The organism is Uliginosibacterium sediminicola, from assembly GCF_039631295.1.
Lineage (GTDB): Bacteria > Pseudomonadota > Gammaproteobacteria > Burkholderiales > Rhodocyclaceae > Viridibacterium > Viridibacterium sediminicola.
On record NZ_JBDIVE010000001.1, the window covers coordinates 36,021 to 51,794 of the forward strand.

A 15,774-nucleotide genomic window follows, 5' to 3' on the forward strand; every position below is an offset into this window, starting at 1 on the left:
CCGGCATGCTGATCTACCTGCACGGCTTCCGCTCCGGGCCGCAGTCACAGAAAGCGCTGAGCCTGCAGCAGCGCATGGATGCGCTGGGTATCGGTGATCAGTTGTGGGCTGGCCAGCTTGAATGGGGGCCGGCACGGACCATCGCCCAGCTGGAGCAGATCATCGCCGCCAGTGCGACGCCGCCGACGCTGATCGGCAGCTCGCTGGGCGGCTTTTACGCCACCGCCCTGGCCGAGCGTCACGGCCTGCGCGCGGTGCTGGTCAATCCGGCGATTGCGCCGCATCGCCTGCTCACGCAGTGGCTGGGCAGGCAGACGCAGATCTACACCGGCGCGAGCTTTGAGGTCGTGCCGGCGCAGCTTGAAGAATTGCGCAGCCTGCAGGTCGAGCACTTCGCCGATGCCAGCCGCTACTGGCTGCTCGCCGAAACGGGCGACGAAGTGCTGGATTACCGCGAGGCGGTGGCCTACTTTGCTGGCGCGCGGCAAACCGTGCTGACCGGCGGCGACCACCGCTTCACGCAGTGGGAGGCCTATCTCGATGCGATCATCGCATTTGCCGGCCTGAGCCCGCGAGCACGCTGAGCAGCACGCCGAGCACCGCCATCACCAGCACGATCACCGCGCCCGAGGGCAGGTCCGCCAGCGCCGAGATGAACAAACCCAGCGCGTAGGCCGCGGCACCCAGCGCGTAAGCGGCGAGCAAGCGCCGCCGACCATGCAGGGCGGCACTGGCCAGCGCCGGGATGATCAGGCTGGAGAACACCAGGTAGATGCCCACCAGCTGCACCGAAGCGGTGACGGCCAGGGCGAACAGGATGTAGAAACCCAGCCGCCCGAGCCGCCAGCGCAAGCCGAACAACGCCAGCAGGAGCAGCACGCTGAGCGCCGCCGTGCCGTACAGCTGCGCCGGACTGACCCACAGGATCTGGCCCACCAGCAAGTCCTTGAGGTGCTCGCCACCATGCGGGTTGTTGGCCAGCAACAACAGGCCGATGCAGGAAGCGAGCACGAACAGCACGCCGATCAGCGCTTCCTGGATCTGCGGCCAGCGCCGCTCGCTCCAGGTCAGCAGCAGCGCTCCGAACAAGGCCGCGCTGGCCGCCGCAAACTGCATCGCCCAGCCCTGCGGCTCCCAGCCCGCGACATCGGCAACGATCACCCCAAGCCCGGCGATCTGTGCAATCGCCAGGTCGATGAAGACGATGCCGCGGTCGAGCACCTGCATGCCCAGCGGCACATGGGTGGCCAGCACCAAGAGGCCCGCCAGCAAGGCCGGGCCGATGATGGCCAGATCAAGTCCGGCGAGGTTCATTTGAGACCGCGCAGCAGCTGTACCACGGTGTCGTCAAAGGTGCTGAACAGGTCTTTGGCCTGCGCCGAACCACCCACCGTGAACGGAATCACCACCGCCGGAATCTTGGCGCGCTCGGACAACCATTGCGAAGCGCGCTCTTCCTCGTAAGCCGAGCGCACGATCATCTTGGCCGGCTGGCGTTGCAGGCTGGCCAGCAATTCGCTCAGGTGGGCGCTGCTCGGCTCGACGCCGGGCTTGGGCTCCAGGGTGCCGACTTCGACCAGGCCAAGCCAGTTCTCCAGATAGGCATAAGCTTTGTGGTGCGCCACGATGCTCACCCCGCGCAGCGGTGCGGCCTGCTTTTCCCAACGCAGGATGGCCGCTTGCCAGCGCGCCTTGAAGTCGTCGTAGCGCGCACGGTAAGTGCCCGCATTGGCCGGATCGATGCTGGCCAGACGCGCACTCAGCGCCGCCGCCACCAGGCTGATGTTGCGCGGATCGGTCTGGATATGCGGATTGCCGCCCGGATGCACATCGCCGTCAGCGCGGTCGAGCTTGCCCGGCACTTCGAGCTTGCGCACGAATTCAGCCGCTTCGAAATAGCCCGGCTTGCCCGGCTGGATCGCCGGATTACCGGACTGGCGCAGCAGGATCGGCAACCAGCCGATCTCCAGCTCGGCACCGGTGCAGGCCACCAGGTCGGCATTGCGCACCGAGGCGATCAGGCTGGGCCGCGCCTGCACGTGGTGCGGGTCCTGCAGCGCATTGGTGGCGGTATACACGCTGGCCTTGTCGCCAGCGAGCTCCTGCACCAGGGCGCCCCACTCCGGCTCGCAGGCCACCACGCGCAAGGCAGCCTGGCTGCTCTGCGCCGCCAATGCAATGAGCATGGCAAAAACACTCTGGAAGATTCTGTTCATGATCTCTGATTCCTTGCGAGCAATGCTCAGTAGCTGTGCGCGCCATGCGCACCGAGGCTCATCTGGTACTGCAGCACGATCTGGCGATCGGCCACTTCATCGACTGACTTGTCGCGCGCGAACTGCAGGCGCAGGCGGCTGAACTCGCTCGGCGACCAATCGATCATCAGGCTGCGCTTGTTCGGCGAGAAGCTGGTCGCGCCCAGCGACGCGCTGTTGCTGCCGTAATCGACACGGCCACTGTCGAGGCGGTCATAACGCGCACCAACACGCCAGGCCGGCATGAACTGGTAGACGCTCTGCACATACCAGCCAGACTGCGCCGAACGGTAATCGCCCGCGCTGGCGGTCGCTGCCGTGTCATAGATCAGGCTGCCGCTCTCGTGGCGACGGAAGTATTCGCCCTGCAGCTTGAGATTGGTGCGCTCGCCATTGCCATTGGGCGCCCATTTCCAGATGAAATCGCCAACCAGCAAGCGGCTGCTGCCGGTAAAGCTGTTGCTGACGCTGGCGCCATTGAGGTCGATATCATCCGCGCTGCGGTTTTGCGGCTGCATGCGCAGCCAGGACACGCCGGCGCGCCAGCTGTTGCTGAGGCCGACATCGCCACCGACGTGGGCGAACACGGCACGTGCGCCAGCGCCATTACGGCTCGAATCGGTGCCCGGGAAACGGTTGCCCTTGCCCAGTTCGCTACCGAGTTCAAGGTAGGTCGAGGTCGGCGCCAGCCAGCGCAGTTGCACGCCGTCTTGCGAGAACTGGTTGCCGAGGAAGGCCTGGTAGGCCAAGGGCGCATCGACGAAGTCCCAGGTGTGCGAATGCTGCTCGTTGAGGTAGCCGATGCCGGAGAAGAAACGCCCGCTCTTGATGGTGAAGCCCGCCGGCAAGGCCGTGGTCTGCACGAAGGCTTCTTCGGCCGCCACTTCATTGTCGGGCGAGATCGAGAAATTGGCCTGGCCGTAGAACAGGTGATCGATATTGGCCGACAGGCCCAGTTCCGATTCGCTCAGGCCAAAACCGCGCGACACCGGCCCGGCTTCGCCACCCTTGGCAAAATTGGCAATGCGGTACTTCTGCGGATCCTTGGACAGATTGCCGTACTGGCCGGAGAGAATCAGCGACACACCGGGATTGAAGGCGCCGGCGCTGGCGGCAGGCGTTGCAGCCTGCGGCGCGGCAGCCGGTGCGGCGGCAGCTTGCTGTGCCGTTTCACGTGCCTGGGCCGCACTGGCCTGCGCGGCGGCGGTGGCCTCCTCGGCCTTTTTCAGTCGCGCTTCCAGCGCATTCATCTGCGCCGCATAGCCGGCACGCAATTGTTCGATTTCAGTACGCAGCTGTTGCAGATCACTGTCGGCCGCCATCGCCGGCGCAGGCAGGATCGCCGCAGCCAGCAAGGCCGCAGCAAGAGGGTGATACTTGAACATGGGAGTTCCTCGTCAAAACACGATGTCAGAGCCACGCGCGAAGACGCGCGGCGGCTGGGGCAAAGCAGGTCAGACGAGGTGGATGGGCGGTGCGCGACTCAGGTAGGCGCGGCGCAGCACCTGGTAACGCGAATCCGGCACGCGCTGCGCCAGCAGGGCAAAGCAGGCGGACAGCAAAGCCACACGCAGCAGCGCTGGCAGGGCCGCGTTCCAGTCCGAAAAAACCAGGCACTGCTCACACGCGGCACGACCATGCGAAGGTGACTCCGGCGCATGCTCCGCCGCCGCAGACAGCGGCACATGCAGATCAGCCAAGGCATGTGTGAGGGCATGCAGGGGCGCAGCCTGCCGGCCAAACCACAGCAGGCAGCACAGCAAAACCAGAAAGGAAGTGGAACGGTAGCGACGCACGCCGGAAACGTACCGTGGGCAGGGAATGCGCATACTACAGACGCAACGCAGTTGCATCAAGAAGTATTACTAGCCCAGCAAACCGCCCTTGCGCGAGATGACGCTGGTGTCGACATAGCGCGAGCCGCGCTCGCTGTGCGCGAAGTCGATCTTCCAGCCACCGAGGTCGAGCACGTTGAGGCTGCGCAAGCTGCCCGGTGCATTGATCAGCTGCGCCTCACCCAGACGCTGCTGAGCCGCGATCAGCGCCCGCGCCGCCAGATAGCCTTCCAGACTGGCGGCGGTTGGCGGCTCGTCCAGATACTTGCCGAGCGCGCGCGAGAACTCGCGCACCACCGGTTCGGTGCCCTGCGTGGCATTGGGCACCACGCGCGAGACGATCACGCCGGCAGCCTCCTTGCCCAACAGCTGCTGCACGGCGGTGGCATCGACGCTGGAGGTGACGCAGACAAACAGCCCCGGCAGGCGCTGCCGCAATTCCTTGGCCAGCAGCGCAGCGGCCACCGTATCGGCCAGAATCACCACCGCCTGCGGCGCATTGCTGGCCAGGCGTGTGGCCAGCGCAGTGGCGTTGCTGCCATCGGCCGCCAGCTGCAGCAACTGCGGGGCCGGTGTGCCCTGCTGGCGCAGCAAGCTCAAAGCGGCGTCCCGCGTGGCCAGGCTGCTGGCACCCGGCGTGTGGGCAATCGCAAAAGCGCTCAGGCGCACCTCGGCAAAGCGGCCGAGGATGACCGCGATCTCCTGTGCGTAGCTGGCGCGCAGGTACACCGCCCTCTCGTGGCCGCGCGCCAGATCGAGGCCACTCATCGGCGCGAACAGCGCGCGATCAGCGGCGATGAAATCGCGCGAGCGCAACACCGCATCCACGCATTCGTCATTGGTGAAGCCGAACAGCAGATCGGCGCGGTTTTCCTTGAGCAGGCGGCTGGTATTACTGACCGCCGTGGCCGGCAGACCGCCATCGTCCAGCGCAATATGGCGCCAGCGCCGGCCCGCCGTGCCGCCCGCGGCATTCGCCTGGTCGAAAGCGATCTTCGCGCCGGTGAAATAATCGCGCCCCATGTTCTGCTGGCCGCCTGACAGATCGACCGACTGCCCGACCACGATCTCGCCACGCCCGCGCTGCGCCTGTGCCAGCTGCGGCCGCAGCAGGGCAGCGCTCAACAGCGCGCCACTTGCCAGGAATTGTCTGCGATTCATGTCCTGCACCGTCTGTGAAAGCGGCGCAATTGTGCGGCGGCGCAGCCCGTCATATGTGAAATTTACGTGACAGGCGCCGCAGCGCGGCAGCGCAACTTAGCGCGCAGAATGCAGCAGGCGGATGAGCGGCTCGGGTTGCACCACCATGTCGGCCAGGGTGTATTGATCGAGGCTCGCGTAGAGCGCGGCAAAGGCCTGCGCCAGCACGCCGGCGAGCTTGCAGCTGGGCGTGATGCGGCACTTGTCCTGCGCCGAGAAGCATTCGACGATAGGCCCATCGCCTTCGGCTTCCTTGACGACGCGGCCGATGCTGATCTGCTCCGGCGGCAGCGCCAGACGAATGCCGCCGCCCTTGCCGCGCAAGGATTCCAGCACGCCGCTTTTGGCCAGATGGTGTACCACCTTCATGAGATGGTTTTCGGAAATATCGTAGGCCGCAGCGATTTCCTGGATCGTCGCCAGACGCTCGCTGTGGAGCGCCAGATACATCAGGACGCGCAGGGTGTAGTCGGTAAAGCTGGTCAGTTTCATGGGCGATTCACGAAGGATATGCGGTCGATCAATAAGATGTATTTTTAGTATTGCTTTAAGAAGACGGCGGCGCTACATTTAAGATGTATTGTAAATATAGCTTAAATCATGAGCGCCACCGACACCACATTGTCGCAAAGCCTGCGCGCAGCCCTGCGCCAGGTCATCGATCCCGAACTCGGCATGAACATTGTCGATCTGGGCCTGATCTATCGACTCGACATCGGTCCGCAAGGCGTGGCGCTCGATCTGACCATGACCTCGCCCGCCTGCCCGCTGGGCGAGATGATCCTGCAGGACGTGGAATCCACCCTGCGCGCGGCCCTGCCCGCCGACACCGCCATCGCGCTGAACCTGGTCTGGTCGCCGCCCTGGTCGCCCGCGCTGATGAGCCCCGAGGCGCGCCAGCACTTCGGCTGGGCCGACTGAAGCAGCACCGCCACCTGATCACATCTTTCCCGCGTTTTTTCACAAGGAGTACGACATGAGTACCGACGCCGCCGTCACCCTCGATGTGCGCGCCATCGCGCCGCGTTTTCGCCACCCGCTGATCTTTGGCATCTTCGACAAGCTGCCGCCGGGCCAGGCCTTGCTGCTCACCAATGATCACGATCCCAAGCCGCTGTACTACCAGTTCCAGGCCGAATCGAATGGCGCCTTCAGCTGGGACTATCTCGAAGAAGGGCCGGAGCGCTGGCAGGTGCGCATCGGCAAGGCTGGCGAGCTGAGCCAGGCTGATCGCGAATCGCGCTGTTGCGGCGGCCATTGAGCCTGCGATGCGCGTCCCCTTGCGCCTGCTGCTGGCCCTGCCCGCCTTTGCCGCCTTGTTGTGCGGCGTTCTGTCAGGGCTGGCAAGACTCGGCCTGCCGGTCGGCGCAGCCTTTGCGCAGCTCATCGGCGCGCACGGCGCGCTGATGACCGGCGCCTTTTTCGGCACCCTGATCGGCCTGGAGCGCGCCGTCGCGCTGGGGCGCCAGTGGCCCTATCTAGCGCCGCTCTGTTCGGGCCTGGCCGGCCTTGTGCTGATTGCACAGGGCGCCGTGCTGATCGCCGCCCTCCTCATGAGCGCTGCAGCCGGCGTGCTGTGCATTGCCTGTTGCGGGCTGTGGCGGCGCCAGCGCGTGGCCCATCTCGCCACCCTGGGCGCCGCTGCACTGTGCTGGCTGATCGGCAATCTGGCCTGGGCGTTGAGCGACAGCTTCCTCTTCGTGGTGCCGCTGTGGGCCGCTTTCCTGATTCTGACGATTGCCGCCGAGCGCCTCGAACTCTCGCGCCTGGTCCCCACCCCGCCGCGCGCACGCCAGGTGTTCGGCGCCATCGTCGCCGGCCTGATGCTGTCGGCAACGCTGGCGGCCTGGCCGGACGCGCAGCTCGACCTTGCCCTGCGCATCTTCGCGGCAAGCATGCTTGCCCTCGCAGTCTGGCTGCTGCGTTACGACATCGCCCGACGCACCCTGCACACGCCCGGCCTGACCCGCTACATGGCCATCTGCCTGCTCTCGGCCTATGCCTGGCTGGCGCTGGCAGGCGTGCTGGGCCTGTTCGGCGCGCTGCAGCTCGGCCAGCCATTGCGTGACGCCGCCCTGCACGCCTTGCTGCTGGGTTTTGTCTTTGCGATGGTCTTCGGCCACGCCCCGGTCATCCTGCCGGCGCTCAGCCGTTTGCGCATGCGCTGGCATGCCGGTCTCTACCTGCCGCTGGCCTTTCTGCACTTGAGCCTGCTGCTGCGCCTGAGCGCTGGCCTGAGCGGCAATTTCAGCTTGCGTCAGGATGCTGCCATCGGCAATGCGCTGGCCTTGCTGAGCTTCGGCCTCGGCGTGATCGCCTGCCTCTACGCAGGGCGCGTCCGCCCGCCAAACTGAACGGGAACCCCATGAGCATCGAATACATGAACGCCTGGCAATGCATCGGCTGCGGCAAGATCGACGGACCGCAGAACTGCGTGGGCATCTGCCAGGACCGCAAGGTCGAGCTGGTCTATGCGGCCGACTATGAAGCCCTGCAAAGCCGACTCGATGCAAGCCAGGCACTGCTCGCCGTACTCAGCGCGCAGATGCGCGAGATCGTGAACACCCAGCCGCGCAATGCGGAATGGGAGCGCAACTATCGTGCGCTACAGGCACGCGCAGCCAAAGCACTGGCCACCGTGGAACGCCATCCCGCCGCCACCGCAATCAAGCGCTGAAGCTGCAAGCCTGGCTGGCCAAGAGCCAGCCACTCCACTCATACCCGCCACGCCCGCTCACAGTAGTTGCCAGCTTGCCGAGCGCGTCAGGGCAACGCCGACGATATAGATCACGCAGAGTATCGCTGCCAGAAAGGCCGGCAGGCGTCGCTGCGCCGGCGTCTTCGCCGCCAATGCAATCTTGCCGCAGCCGATGTAGGCCAGCAGCGCCAGCAATTTGGCGGTCAGCCAGGTCTGCACAAAAGGATACTGATGACTGCTCAGCGCCAGCCAGATCGCCGCGGCCAGCAAGCCGCTGTCGATGAGATGCGGCGCGATCCGCAATGCAGCTGATCGCCGCCAGGCCAGGCCGCGCAGTTGCAGCACACCGCGCAACAGGAACAGGCTGATGCTCAGCACCACGCAGCCAACGTGCAGATTCTTGATCGCCAGATAGTCCATTTCCGCTCCTTCCATGTAAAAGGGCCTGCGCGATGACACGCAGGCCCGGCGACACGCCAACTCGGGCGCTAACGCTCAGTGCGCCTTGCGCAGCGCGCTGGCGCGAGCGGCCTCGGCCTGCGCGGCATCACGCGGGCGCCCCAGCAGACGCAGCGCAAACACCCCGAGGAACAGCACACCGATCGCGAACACGATGTCACCCGGCACGCGCAGCCAGACCAGGGCGGTCATGAATGTCGAATGGATGATTTCGGGCGAGCGGGCAAACCACAGCCCCTGGCTCACGCTAGCCCAGGCCTGGTAGATGCCGGCCGGCACCAGGGACAGGAAGACCATCATCGCCAAGCCGATGTTGAGACACCAGAACGCCGGGCGCAGCAGACGATCCTGCCACAGGCTGCGCGGCGACAGCCCACGCAGGCAGAACAGCATCAGGCCGATGCCGAGCATGCCATACACGCCGAACAGCGCCGCATGGCCGTGCGCCGGTGTCATATTGAGGCCTTGCACGTAGTACAGCGAAATCGGCGGATTGATCGAGAAGCCGAGCAAACCCGCGCCGACCAGATTCCAGAAGCCGACGGCGACGAAGCACAGGATGGCCCAGCGATAATTGGCCACCCAGGGCGCGGCCTGGCTACGCTGGTAGTTGCGATAGCCTTCGAAGCCGATTAGCGCCAGCGGCACCACTTCCAGCGCCGAGAACATGGCACCGACGGCGATCACCGAGGTCGGCGTGCCGGTGAAGTAGAGATGGTGCAAGGTGCCGAGGATGCCGCCGAACAGGAACACGATGGTTTCCATGATGATGGCGGAGTTCGCCGTCGCTGCGCGGATCAGCCCCAGGCGCGTGAAGATCAGGGCGATCACGGCGGTGGCGAATACTTCGAAGAAGCCCTCGACCCACAGGTGCACCAGCCACCACCTCCAGTACTCGATCATCGAGTAGTGGCTGTGCTGGCCCCACATCAGCGAGCTGGCGTAGAAGCCGCCGATGCAGGTCGCCGACAGGAAGACCATGGCGATCAGGCCACGGCTCTCGCTCGGGCGCTTGAGTGCCGGCCACAGCGCGCGCGCCATCAGGCCCAGCCAGATGAGCAGGCCGGCGAACAAGGCGAACTGCCAGATGCGGCCCATGCTGGTGTATTCCAGCCCCTGATTGCCGAGCCAGAAGCTGAAGCCAGTACCCAGCCTTTGCAAGGAGCCCACCCAGCCACAGGCAATCGAGCCGACGACGATCAGAAGGAGCGCGTAGAACAGCACGTCGACGCCCAGCTTCTGGAACTTCGGCTCATGCCCCGACAGCGCGGGCGAGATGTATAAGCCGGTCGCCAGCCATGCCGTAGCGATCCACAACACACCGAGCTGGGTGTGGATGGTACGGCTCACCGTAAAGGGCAGCACTTCTGCCAGCGGAATACCGAAGAAGCCTTGCCCTTCCACCGCGTAGTGCGCCGAGATCGCACCCATGCCGACCTGCACCAGCAGCAAACCGATCACCACGTAGAAGTACTTGCGTGTAGCACGCATCGATGGCGTGGGCTTGAGGTCGAACAGCGGGTCAGCTTGCGGTGGCGCCGGATCGGCCGCCTCCTTGTGCGCCGAGTGATAGGCGATCATGCCCGCCACACCGGCAATCAGCAGGATCACGCTGGCAATCGACCACAGGCCATTGCCGGTTGTCGGCACGTTATCGACCAGGGGCTCGTGCGGCCAATTGCTGGTGTAGGACAGATGTGTCTCGCCGGGGCGATCAGTCGCCGCAGCCCAGGCCGACCAGAAGAAGAAGGCCGGCAGCGCTGCGAGATCCTGCGCATTCCTCAGCGTGCCCTTCATCATCGCGTACTGCTCGCGCAAGCTGTCCTGCGAGGCATCGTCACCAAACAGCGCGGTGTAGTGCGTCACCAGGCTCGCAATCGCGCTGGCGCGTTCGGCGCTGACGCTGAGCGTGCCCGTTGCCGCATCGTAGCTGTTGTGACGCAGCTCATCCTTGACGCGCTGATCGACCGCAGCACGCTCGTCAGCGGCCAGCCGGGCATACGCGCTGTGGTAGCGCGACTGCGCAATCGCCTCACGCAAAGCCAGGGCCTCGCGATGCAGCCAGTCGGCCGACCAGTCCGGCGCCACATAGCTGCCGTGTCCCCACACCGAGCCCAGTTGCTGGCCCCCCGCCGACAGCCAGGCTTCCTGCCCGCGCTGCACTTGTTCCCCCGTGAACAACACGGCCCCGTCGCTACGCACCACTTGCTGCGGAATCGGCGGTGCGGACAGGTAGATCTCATGTCCCATCCAGCCCAGCACTCCGAACGACAGCAAGAAAACGACGGCCAGCCAACGCCAAAGCGTACGTGGCGATTTCATGACAGTTCCTCCCGATTTGATCTGGCAATGCGCCATAAGATTCATTTTAGAAACATCTTTTAAAAGATGCAAACAATATGAATCTTTTGGTTGAGGTATTGCCCTGCCCGCGCGGACAAAGCTCGCCAATTGCTGGATACTGGCGGGCCTTGCACTTGCCTGACCCCGCTCCGCGCACAACACGCGCGAGCACGCAGCAGCCCAGCCTTGCCTTGCCTTGCCATGAACATCATCAACGACCCGCTGTTTTACTTCGCCGCCGTTCCTGCCGTGTTGCTGGCCGGCATTTCCAAAGGCGGCTTTGCCGGCGGGCTGGGCATGCTGGCGGTGCCCTTGATGGCGCTGGCGATTCCGGCGCCGCAGGCGGCCAGCGTGATGCTGCCGATCCTCTGCCTGATGGATCTGGTCGGCAGCTGGAGCTATCACAAGCACTGGGACTACGCCCTGCTGCGCCGCCTGATTCCCGGCGCCGTGCTGGGCATCGTGCTCGGCTGGCTGCTCTTCAAGCGCCTTGATGGCTGGGTGGTGGAGCTGTTCATCGGCCTGCTCGCGGTGCTGTTCGCGGTGCAGCGCCTGCTGGCCATCCAGCTCAAGGACACCTCGCGGCTGCCCGAATGGCTGCGTGCCAGCATCTGGTCCGGCTTGTCGGGTTTCACCAGCTGCCTGGCGCATGCCGGCGGGCCGCCGATGATGGTCTATCTGCTGCCCAAACAGCTCGACAAGACCGTGCTGGTCGCCAACCTCACGCTGTACTTCGCGCTGGTCAATTACCTCAAGCTGGTGCCGTACACCGAGCTCGGCCTGCTCGATGCGCGCAATCTCGGCACCGCCATGGTCCTCGCACCGCTGGCGCCGATTGGCGTGTATCTGGGCATCTGGCTGCACAATCGCATCGACGAGAAGCTGTTCTACCGCCTCTCCTACCTGTTTCTGCTCGCCACCGGCCTGCGTTTGATCTGGCAAGCGATCTAGGGCGTGTTCACAGTAGGCGAGGGGATTGCGTTGAGGACTATGGCTTGCGGGACAAGGCGTGCGACGCGGTGCGGGGTGGTTCCCCCGCACAAGGAGCGCAACGCAGTAGCGCAGGCCATAGTCCTCAACCCGAAGGGCTCGGACGAAATGGGCGCATGGCTGCGTTGCGGCGACTCGCCAGGAGACTACCCTGCCAGCGTCGCCGCGCCTTGCCCTGCACCCATTGCGTGCGAGCGCAACCCCTCGCCTACTGTGAGCACGCCCTAGCTCAAACGCTCCTCGCGCGGCAAGCAGCATCGGCGTAGAGTGAGCGCCTGCCATGAAAACCACTGCTGCACACTCGCTCAAACTCCCCATCGCCGGCATGACCTGCGCCAGCTGCGTGGCGCGTGTCGAACGCGCGCTGCAAGCCGTGCCTGGCGTGCTCGAAGCCAGCGTCAACCTCGCCACCGAGCAGGCCAGCCTCCAGCTCGCCGACAGCAACGCCGGCACCGCAGCGATTGCCGCCATCGAACGCAGCGGTTTCGAAGTGCCAGCGCAACAGGTCGATGTGGACATCCTCGGCATGACCTGCGCCAGCTGCGTGGCGCGGGTCGAAAAAGCCCTGCTCAAGCTGCCCGGCGTGGTTTCGGCCGAGGTCAATCTGGCCACCGAGCGGGCGCGCATCAGCACCCGCGTCTTGCAGCAGAACGATGCGCTGCTGGCCGCCGTCGCCAGCGTCGGCTTCGAAGGCCGCCTGCACCGCGCGACCAGCGCGCAGGCCGCACCCAAGCATGATCAGCAGGCCTGGACCCTGATCGCCAGCTGCGCGCTGAGCGTGCCGTTGATCCTGCCGATGCTCACCAGCGTGTTCGGCCTGCACTGGATGCTGCCGGGCTGGCTGCAACTGCTGCTCGCCGCGCCGGTGCAATTCGTCTTCGGTGCGCGCTTCTACCGCTCCGCCTGGCACGCCGTGCGCAGTGGCGGCGCCAACATGGATGTGCTGGTCGCTCTCGGCACCAGTGCGGCGTTTGGCCTGAGCGGCTATCAACTGGCCGCCGGCGGTATGCATTTGTATTTCGAGGCTTCGGCCACCGTGATCAGCCTGGTGCTGCTCGGCAAGTGGCTGGAGGCGCGGGCCAAGCGGCAGACCAGCGATGCGATCCGCGCCCTGCAGGCGCTGCGCCCGGAAGTCGCGCAAGTGCGCCGCGCCGGCGCCGAGCTGAGCATGCCGATCAGCAGCGTGCGCCTCGGCGACGAGGTCGTCGTGCGGCCCGGTGAGCGCATTCCGGTCGATGGCCAGATTCTCGAAGGTCGCTCGCATGTCGATGAATCCCTGATCAGCGGCGAGAGCCTGCCGATTGCCAAGGAGCCCGGCGCAACGGTCACCGGCGGCGCGATCAATGGCGAAGGCCTGCTCCTGGTGCGCACCACGGCCATCGGTGCGCAGTCGCAGCTCTCGCGCATCATCGCCATGGTCGAAGACGCCCAGGTGCACAAGCCGCCGATCCAGCATCTGGTGGACCGCGTCGCGGCTATCTTCGTACCCGTCGTACTGGCCATTGCGCTGCTGACCCTGCTCGCCTGGGGATTTGCCAGCGGCCACTGGGAACAGGCCCTGCTCAATGCCGTCGCCGTGCTGGTCATCGCCTGCCCGTGCGCGCTGGGCCTGGCGACGCCGACGGCGATCATGGCCGGTACCGGCGTCGCGGCGCGCCACGGCATCCTCATCAAGGATGTGGACGCACTGGAAGTCGCGCATGGCATCCGCATCGTCGCCTTCGACAAAACCGGCACGCTGACGCGCGGACAAGCCGAACTGATATGCATCGAGGCACAAGCGCCCACCCGCCACGACGAAGCCCTACAGCTGGCCGCCGCCCTGCAAAGCGGCAGCGAACACCCGCTGGCCAAGGCCGTGCTGCACGCCGCCGCGCAACGCCAGCTGCCGCTCGCGCAAAACATCCGCGCCGAAGCCGGACGCGGCCTGCGCGGCGAGATCGACGGCAAGTCATATGTACTCGGCAGCACGCGCTGGATGCAGGAACTCGGCGTGCAACTGGCCGCCTGCGATGAGCGCGTCGCCACGCTGCAGGCCGCCGGCCGCACCCTGTCCTGGCTGGCGCAGCTGGCGGCCGATGCGCCGCCACGGCTGCTCGCCCTGCTCGCCTTTGGTGACGAAGTGCGCGCCGAGAGCCGCGAAGCGATTGCCCTGCTCAAGGCGCAAGGCATCCGCACCGCGATGCTCACCGGCGACCAGACACGCAGCGCACAGGCGATTGCACAGCACCTCGCGCTCAACTCGATCAATGCCGAAGTGCTGCCCGCCGACAAGGCCGGCATCGTCGCCCAGCTGCGCGCGCAGTATGGTGTGATCGCGATGGTCGGCGACGGCATCAATGACGCGCCGGCGCTGGCCGCTGCGGATGTCGGCATCGCCATGGGCAGCGGCACCGATGTCGCCATGCAGGCCGCCGGCATTACGCTGATGCGTGCCGACCCGCGTCTCGTCGTCGATGCCATCGACATCTCGCGGCGCTGCCTTGGCAAGATCCGCCAGAACCTGTTCTGGGCCTTCATCTACAACCTGATCGGCATTCCGCTGGCGGCAGCCGGCCTGCTCAACCCGGTGATTGCCGGGGCGGCGATGGCTTTTTCCAGCGTCAGCGTGGTGCTCAACTCGCTCAGCCTGCGCCGCTGGAAGCCGCAGGCGGCGCAGCAGCGACGCTCAGCGCGCCAGCAGTAGCCAGCCACCCAGCATCAATACGCACACTCCGCCCGCCAGGGCGAGCGGCGCGCGATAGCCTTGGCGTGGCGTACCGGTGCTACCGCTGCGGCGCTCACGCCGGCGCTGCTGCCGCAGCTCCAGCATCAAGGTGCCAGGATCGACATCGACATCCGCACCGATCACGCTGCGCCGCACCGCCTTGGGCTTCAAACCATAGGCCAGTGAAGCCGCCTTGCCGGCCGCATTCCCGGCCGTCCCCGCAAACGCACAACCGCAGGCGCTGCAATGCGCACCGCTGCTCTGGCGGTGACCACACTGGCTGCAGCGCAGGGCCGGCAGCTCGGCACTGGCCTCCAGCGCAGGCGCCTGGGTGAGGCCCAGCACTTCGATGCGCGCAGCCTCGATGGCCGTCATCAGGCGCTCGCGGCGCTGCGCGTCGCTGAGCTTTTCAGCCTGTGGCGGCGCAGGCTGCTCGACCGGCGGCGGGCTGGGTTCGTGCTCCAGAGTGCTGCTCATGCTGTCGAAAATCTGGCTGGCGCGCTGGAATTCGAGCTGGGTACGCAGGAAGCTGTCCTGCCCGTAATCGGCCAGCGAGGGCTGGGCCAGCGCCGGCTGGGCTGCGGCAGGCATCGAACTGGCTTCCACCTCCAGCTCGACCTGCATGCCGATGCGCGCCAGCTCGGTCACGTAGCGTGCACCGACTTCCGCCGTGACGCCGCGCTTGAGCACCGCCTTGGCACCCGAAAAAAGGCTTTCGAGCTGCGTCTCGCTGACCCGCAGGCGGCGCGGCACACGGCGCATCACCTGCTCACGCGTATAGCCGGTGAGCACCTTGCCCCAGAACACCACCTTGAAACTCAGCGGCGGCTGATCGTCCGCCGTCTGCGCGGGCAGCGGCTCCATCCAGACACGCAGTCCCAGGCGCGCCAGCTCGGCCAGATAAGGCAGGCTGGCCGGCTCGCTGACCGCCTTCTTCATCACCACCGTCTTGCCTGAAAACAGGCTGGCCAGCTGCGCCTCTCCCAGATGCAGGCGGCTTGCCACCTGTTGCCGGACCTCCGGCAGCGAAAAGCCGTCCAGCAGCGCTCCGCCGAATACAATGCGATACATTACCACTGGCTGCCTCCTCGTCTCGCGTCGGAATACGTGTCCCGACATCTTCACAGGGAAGGAATTATGTCCGCGTACTTTGCGCAGCGCAGTGACAAACTGCCGCATGCGCCCGGCGCCGCGACCAGTGGCAGCCGGAGCACGATCTGCGGCCCGCGCAGACGCGCCAGACAAGGCGCTTTACAAGTTCTCACAAGCCCCCGTGGCAGAATGTTG

16 protein-coding genes are annotated in these 15,774 nt (G+C 65.7%); 7 read left to right on the forward strand and 9 right to left on the reverse strand.

The window, feature by feature from the left end; all coding sequences use genetic code 11:
* Positions 1 to 5 precede the first annotated feature (5 nt).
* Entirely contained in the window at positions 6 to 584 is a 579-nt protein-coding gene (locus ABDB84_RS00235; protein WP_345917651.1) for a YqiA/YcfP family alpha/beta fold hydrolase, read from the forward strand.
* Here the strand turns inward: ABDB84_RS00235 and ABDB84_RS00240 are convergent.
* From ABDB84_RS00240 to ABDB84_RS00265, 6 genes are all read right to left on the reverse strand, one after another.
* The gene (locus tag ABDB84_RS00240) at positions 547 to 1,314 is read right to left on the reverse strand and encodes a metal ABC transporter permease (RefSeq protein WP_345917652.1); all 768 of its coding nucleotides are present in this window, start codon (positions 1,312 to 1,314) and stop codon (positions 547 to 549) included. The genes ABDB84_RS00235 and ABDB84_RS00240 overlap by 38 nt on opposite strands.
* Entirely contained in the window at positions 1,311 to 2,216 is a 906-nt protein-coding gene (locus ABDB84_RS00245) for a metal ABC transporter substrate-binding protein (RefSeq protein WP_345917653.1), read from the reverse strand. The genes ABDB84_RS00240 and ABDB84_RS00245 overlap by 4 nt, the downstream gene beginning before the upstream one ends.
* Before the next feature lie 26 nt (positions 2,217 to 2,242).
* Positions 2,243 to 3,640 (reverse strand): TonB-dependent receptor, encoded by a 1,398-nt coding sequence (locus ABDB84_RS00250; protein ID WP_345917654.1) that lies wholly within the window; start codon positions 3,638 to 3,640, stop codon positions 2,243 to 2,245.
* Positions 3,641 to 3,709: 69 nt separating this feature from the next.
* Positions 3,710 to 4,051, reverse strand: a complete 342-nt coding sequence (locus ABDB84_RS00255) for a hypothetical protein (protein ID WP_345917655.1) — start codon at positions 4,049 to 4,051, stop codon at positions 3,710 to 3,712.
* A gap of 69 nt (positions 4,052 to 4,120) precedes the next feature.
* Positions 4,121 to 5,251 (reverse strand): ABC transporter substrate-binding protein, encoded by a 1,131-nt coding sequence (locus ABDB84_RS00260; RefSeq protein ID WP_345917656.1) that lies wholly within the window; start codon positions 5,249 to 5,251, stop codon positions 4,121 to 4,123.
* Between the two features lie 96 nt (positions 5,252 to 5,347).
* Positions 5,348 to 5,782, reverse strand: a complete 435-nt coding sequence (locus tag ABDB84_RS00265) for an RrF2 family transcriptional regulator (RefSeq protein WP_345917657.1) — start codon at positions 5,780 to 5,782, stop codon at positions 5,348 to 5,350.
* Positions 5,783 to 5,890: 108 nt separating this feature from the next.
* On the opposite strand from ABDB84_RS00265, the gene ABDB84_RS00270 reads away from it, so the two are divergent.
* Genes ABDB84_RS00270 through ABDB84_RS00285 form a run of 4 tightly spaced genes read left to right on the forward strand, consistent with a single transcriptional unit; the run spans position 5,891 to position 7,967 of the window.
* Positions 5,891 to 6,211: a metal-sulfur cluster assembly factor gene (locus ABDB84_RS00270; protein ID WP_345917658.1), complete on the forward strand. Its 321-nt coding sequence runs from the start codon at positions 5,891 to 5,893 to the stop codon at positions 6,209 to 6,211.
* A 55-nt stretch (positions 6,212 to 6,266) separates the two neighbouring features.
* Complete coding sequence (locus tag ABDB84_RS00275) at positions 6,267 to 6,551, forward strand: DUF2249 domain-containing protein (protein WP_345917659.1); 285 nt, start codon at positions 6,267 to 6,269, stop codon at positions 6,549 to 6,551.
* 7 nt (positions 6,552 to 6,558) lie between these two features.
* Positions 6,559 to 7,644: a hypothetical protein gene (locus tag ABDB84_RS00280; protein ID WP_345917660.1), complete on the forward strand. Its 1,086-nt coding sequence runs from the start codon at positions 6,559 to 6,561 to the stop codon at positions 7,642 to 7,644.
* 11 nt (positions 7,645 to 7,655) lie between these two features.
* On the forward strand, positions 7,656 to 7,967 hold the full coding sequence (locus ABDB84_RS00285; RefSeq protein ID WP_345917661.1) for a hypothetical protein: 312 nt from the start codon (positions 7,656 to 7,658) through the stop codon (positions 7,965 to 7,967).
* 57 nt (positions 7,968 to 8,024) lie between these two features.
* Here ABDB84_RS00285 and ABDB84_RS00290 read toward each other — a convergent pair whose 3' ends face one another.
* Positions 8,025 to 8,423, reverse strand: a complete 399-nt coding sequence (locus tag ABDB84_RS00290) for a SirB2 family protein (RefSeq protein WP_345917662.1) — start codon at positions 8,421 to 8,423, stop codon at positions 8,025 to 8,027.
* A 60-nt stretch (positions 8,424 to 8,483) separates the two neighbouring features.
* Positions 8,484 to 10,769 carry a nitric-oxide reductase large subunit gene (locus tag ABDB84_RS00295; RefSeq protein WP_345917664.1) on the reverse strand — a complete coding sequence of 762 codons (2,286 nt, stop codon included), beginning with the start codon at positions 10,767 to 10,769 and terminating at the stop codon, positions 8,484 to 8,486.
* Between the two features lie 222 nt (positions 10,770 to 10,991).
* On the opposite strand from ABDB84_RS00295, the gene ABDB84_RS00300 reads away from it, so the two are divergent.
* Positions 10,992 to 11,741 carry a sulfite exporter TauE/SafE family protein gene (locus tag ABDB84_RS00300; protein WP_345917665.1) on the forward strand — a complete coding sequence of 250 codons (750 nt, stop codon included), beginning with the start codon at positions 10,992 to 10,994 and terminating at the stop codon, positions 11,739 to 11,741.
* 319 nt (positions 11,742 to 12,060) lie between these two features.
* Positions 12,061 to 14,466, forward strand: a complete 2,406-nt coding sequence (locus ABDB84_RS00305; protein ID WP_345917666.1) for a heavy metal translocating P-type ATPase — start codon at positions 12,061 to 12,063, stop codon at positions 14,464 to 14,466.
* Here the strand turns inward: ABDB84_RS00305 and ABDB84_RS00310 are convergent.
* On the reverse strand, positions 14,449 to 15,558 hold the full coding sequence (locus ABDB84_RS00310; RefSeq protein WP_345917667.1) for a hypothetical protein: 1,110 nt from the start codon (positions 15,556 to 15,558) through the stop codon (positions 14,449 to 14,451). The two genes, ABDB84_RS00305 and ABDB84_RS00310, sit on opposite strands and share 18 nt — an antisense overlap.
* Between the last annotated feature and the right edge of the window lie 216 nt (positions 15,559 to 15,774).

Bases quoted from the DNA above. Each gene is read 5' to 3' on its own strand.
- ABDB84_RS00235 (WP_345917651.1), top strand. From the start codon at position 6: ATGCTGATCTACCTGCACGGCTTCCGCTCCGGGCCGCAGTCACAGAAA.
- ABDB84_RS00240 (WP_345917652.1), bottom strand. From the start codon at position 1,314: ATGAACCTCGCCGGACTTGATCTGGCCATCATCGGCCCGGCCTTGCTG.
- ABDB84_RS00245 (WP_345917653.1), bottom strand. From the start codon at position 2,216: ATGAACAGAATCTTCCAGAGTGTTTTTGCCATGCTCATTGCATTGGCG.
- ABDB84_RS00250 (WP_345917654.1), bottom strand. From the start codon at position 3,640: ATGTTCAAGTATCACCCTCTTGCTGCGGCCTTGCTGGCTGCGGCGATC.
- ABDB84_RS00260 (WP_345917656.1), bottom strand. From the start codon at position 5,251: ATGAATCGCAGACAATTCCTGGCAAGTGGCGCGCTGTTGAGCGCTGCC.
- ABDB84_RS00265 (WP_345917657.1), bottom strand. From the start codon at position 5,782: ATGAAACTGACCAGCTTTACCGACTACACCCTGCGCGTCCTGATGTAT.
- ABDB84_RS00270 (WP_345917658.1), top strand. From the start codon at position 5,891: ATGAGCGCCACCGACACCACATTGTCGCAAAGCCTGCGCGCAGCCCTG.
- ABDB84_RS00275 (WP_345917659.1), top strand. From the start codon at position 6,267: ATGAGTACCGACGCCGCCGTCACCCTCGATGTGCGCGCCATCGCGCCG.
- ABDB84_RS00280 (WP_345917660.1), top strand. From the start codon at position 6,559: ATGCGCGTCCCCTTGCGCCTGCTGCTGGCCCTGCCCGCCTTTGCCGCC.
- ABDB84_RS00285 (WP_345917661.1), top strand. From the start codon at position 7,656: ATGAGCATCGAATACATGAACGCCTGGCAATGCATCGGCTGCGGCAAG.
- ABDB84_RS00290 (WP_345917662.1), bottom strand. From the start codon at position 8,423: ATGGAAGGAGCGGAAATGGACTATCTGGCGATCAAGAATCTGCACGTT.
- ABDB84_RS00295 (WP_345917664.1), bottom strand. From the start codon at position 10,769: ATGAAATCGCCACGTACGCTTTGGCGTTGGCTGGCCGTCGTTTTCTTG.
- ABDB84_RS00300 (WP_345917665.1), top strand. From the start codon at position 10,992: ATGAACATCATCAACGACCCGCTGTTTTACTTCGCCGCCGTTCCTGCC.
- ABDB84_RS00305 (WP_345917666.1), top strand. From the start codon at position 12,061: ATGAAAACCACTGCTGCACACTCGCTCAAACTCCCCATCGCCGGCATG.
- ABDB84_RS00310 (WP_345917667.1), bottom strand. From the start codon at position 15,558: ATGTATCGCATTGTATTCGGCGGAGCGCTGCTGGACGGCTTTTCGCTG.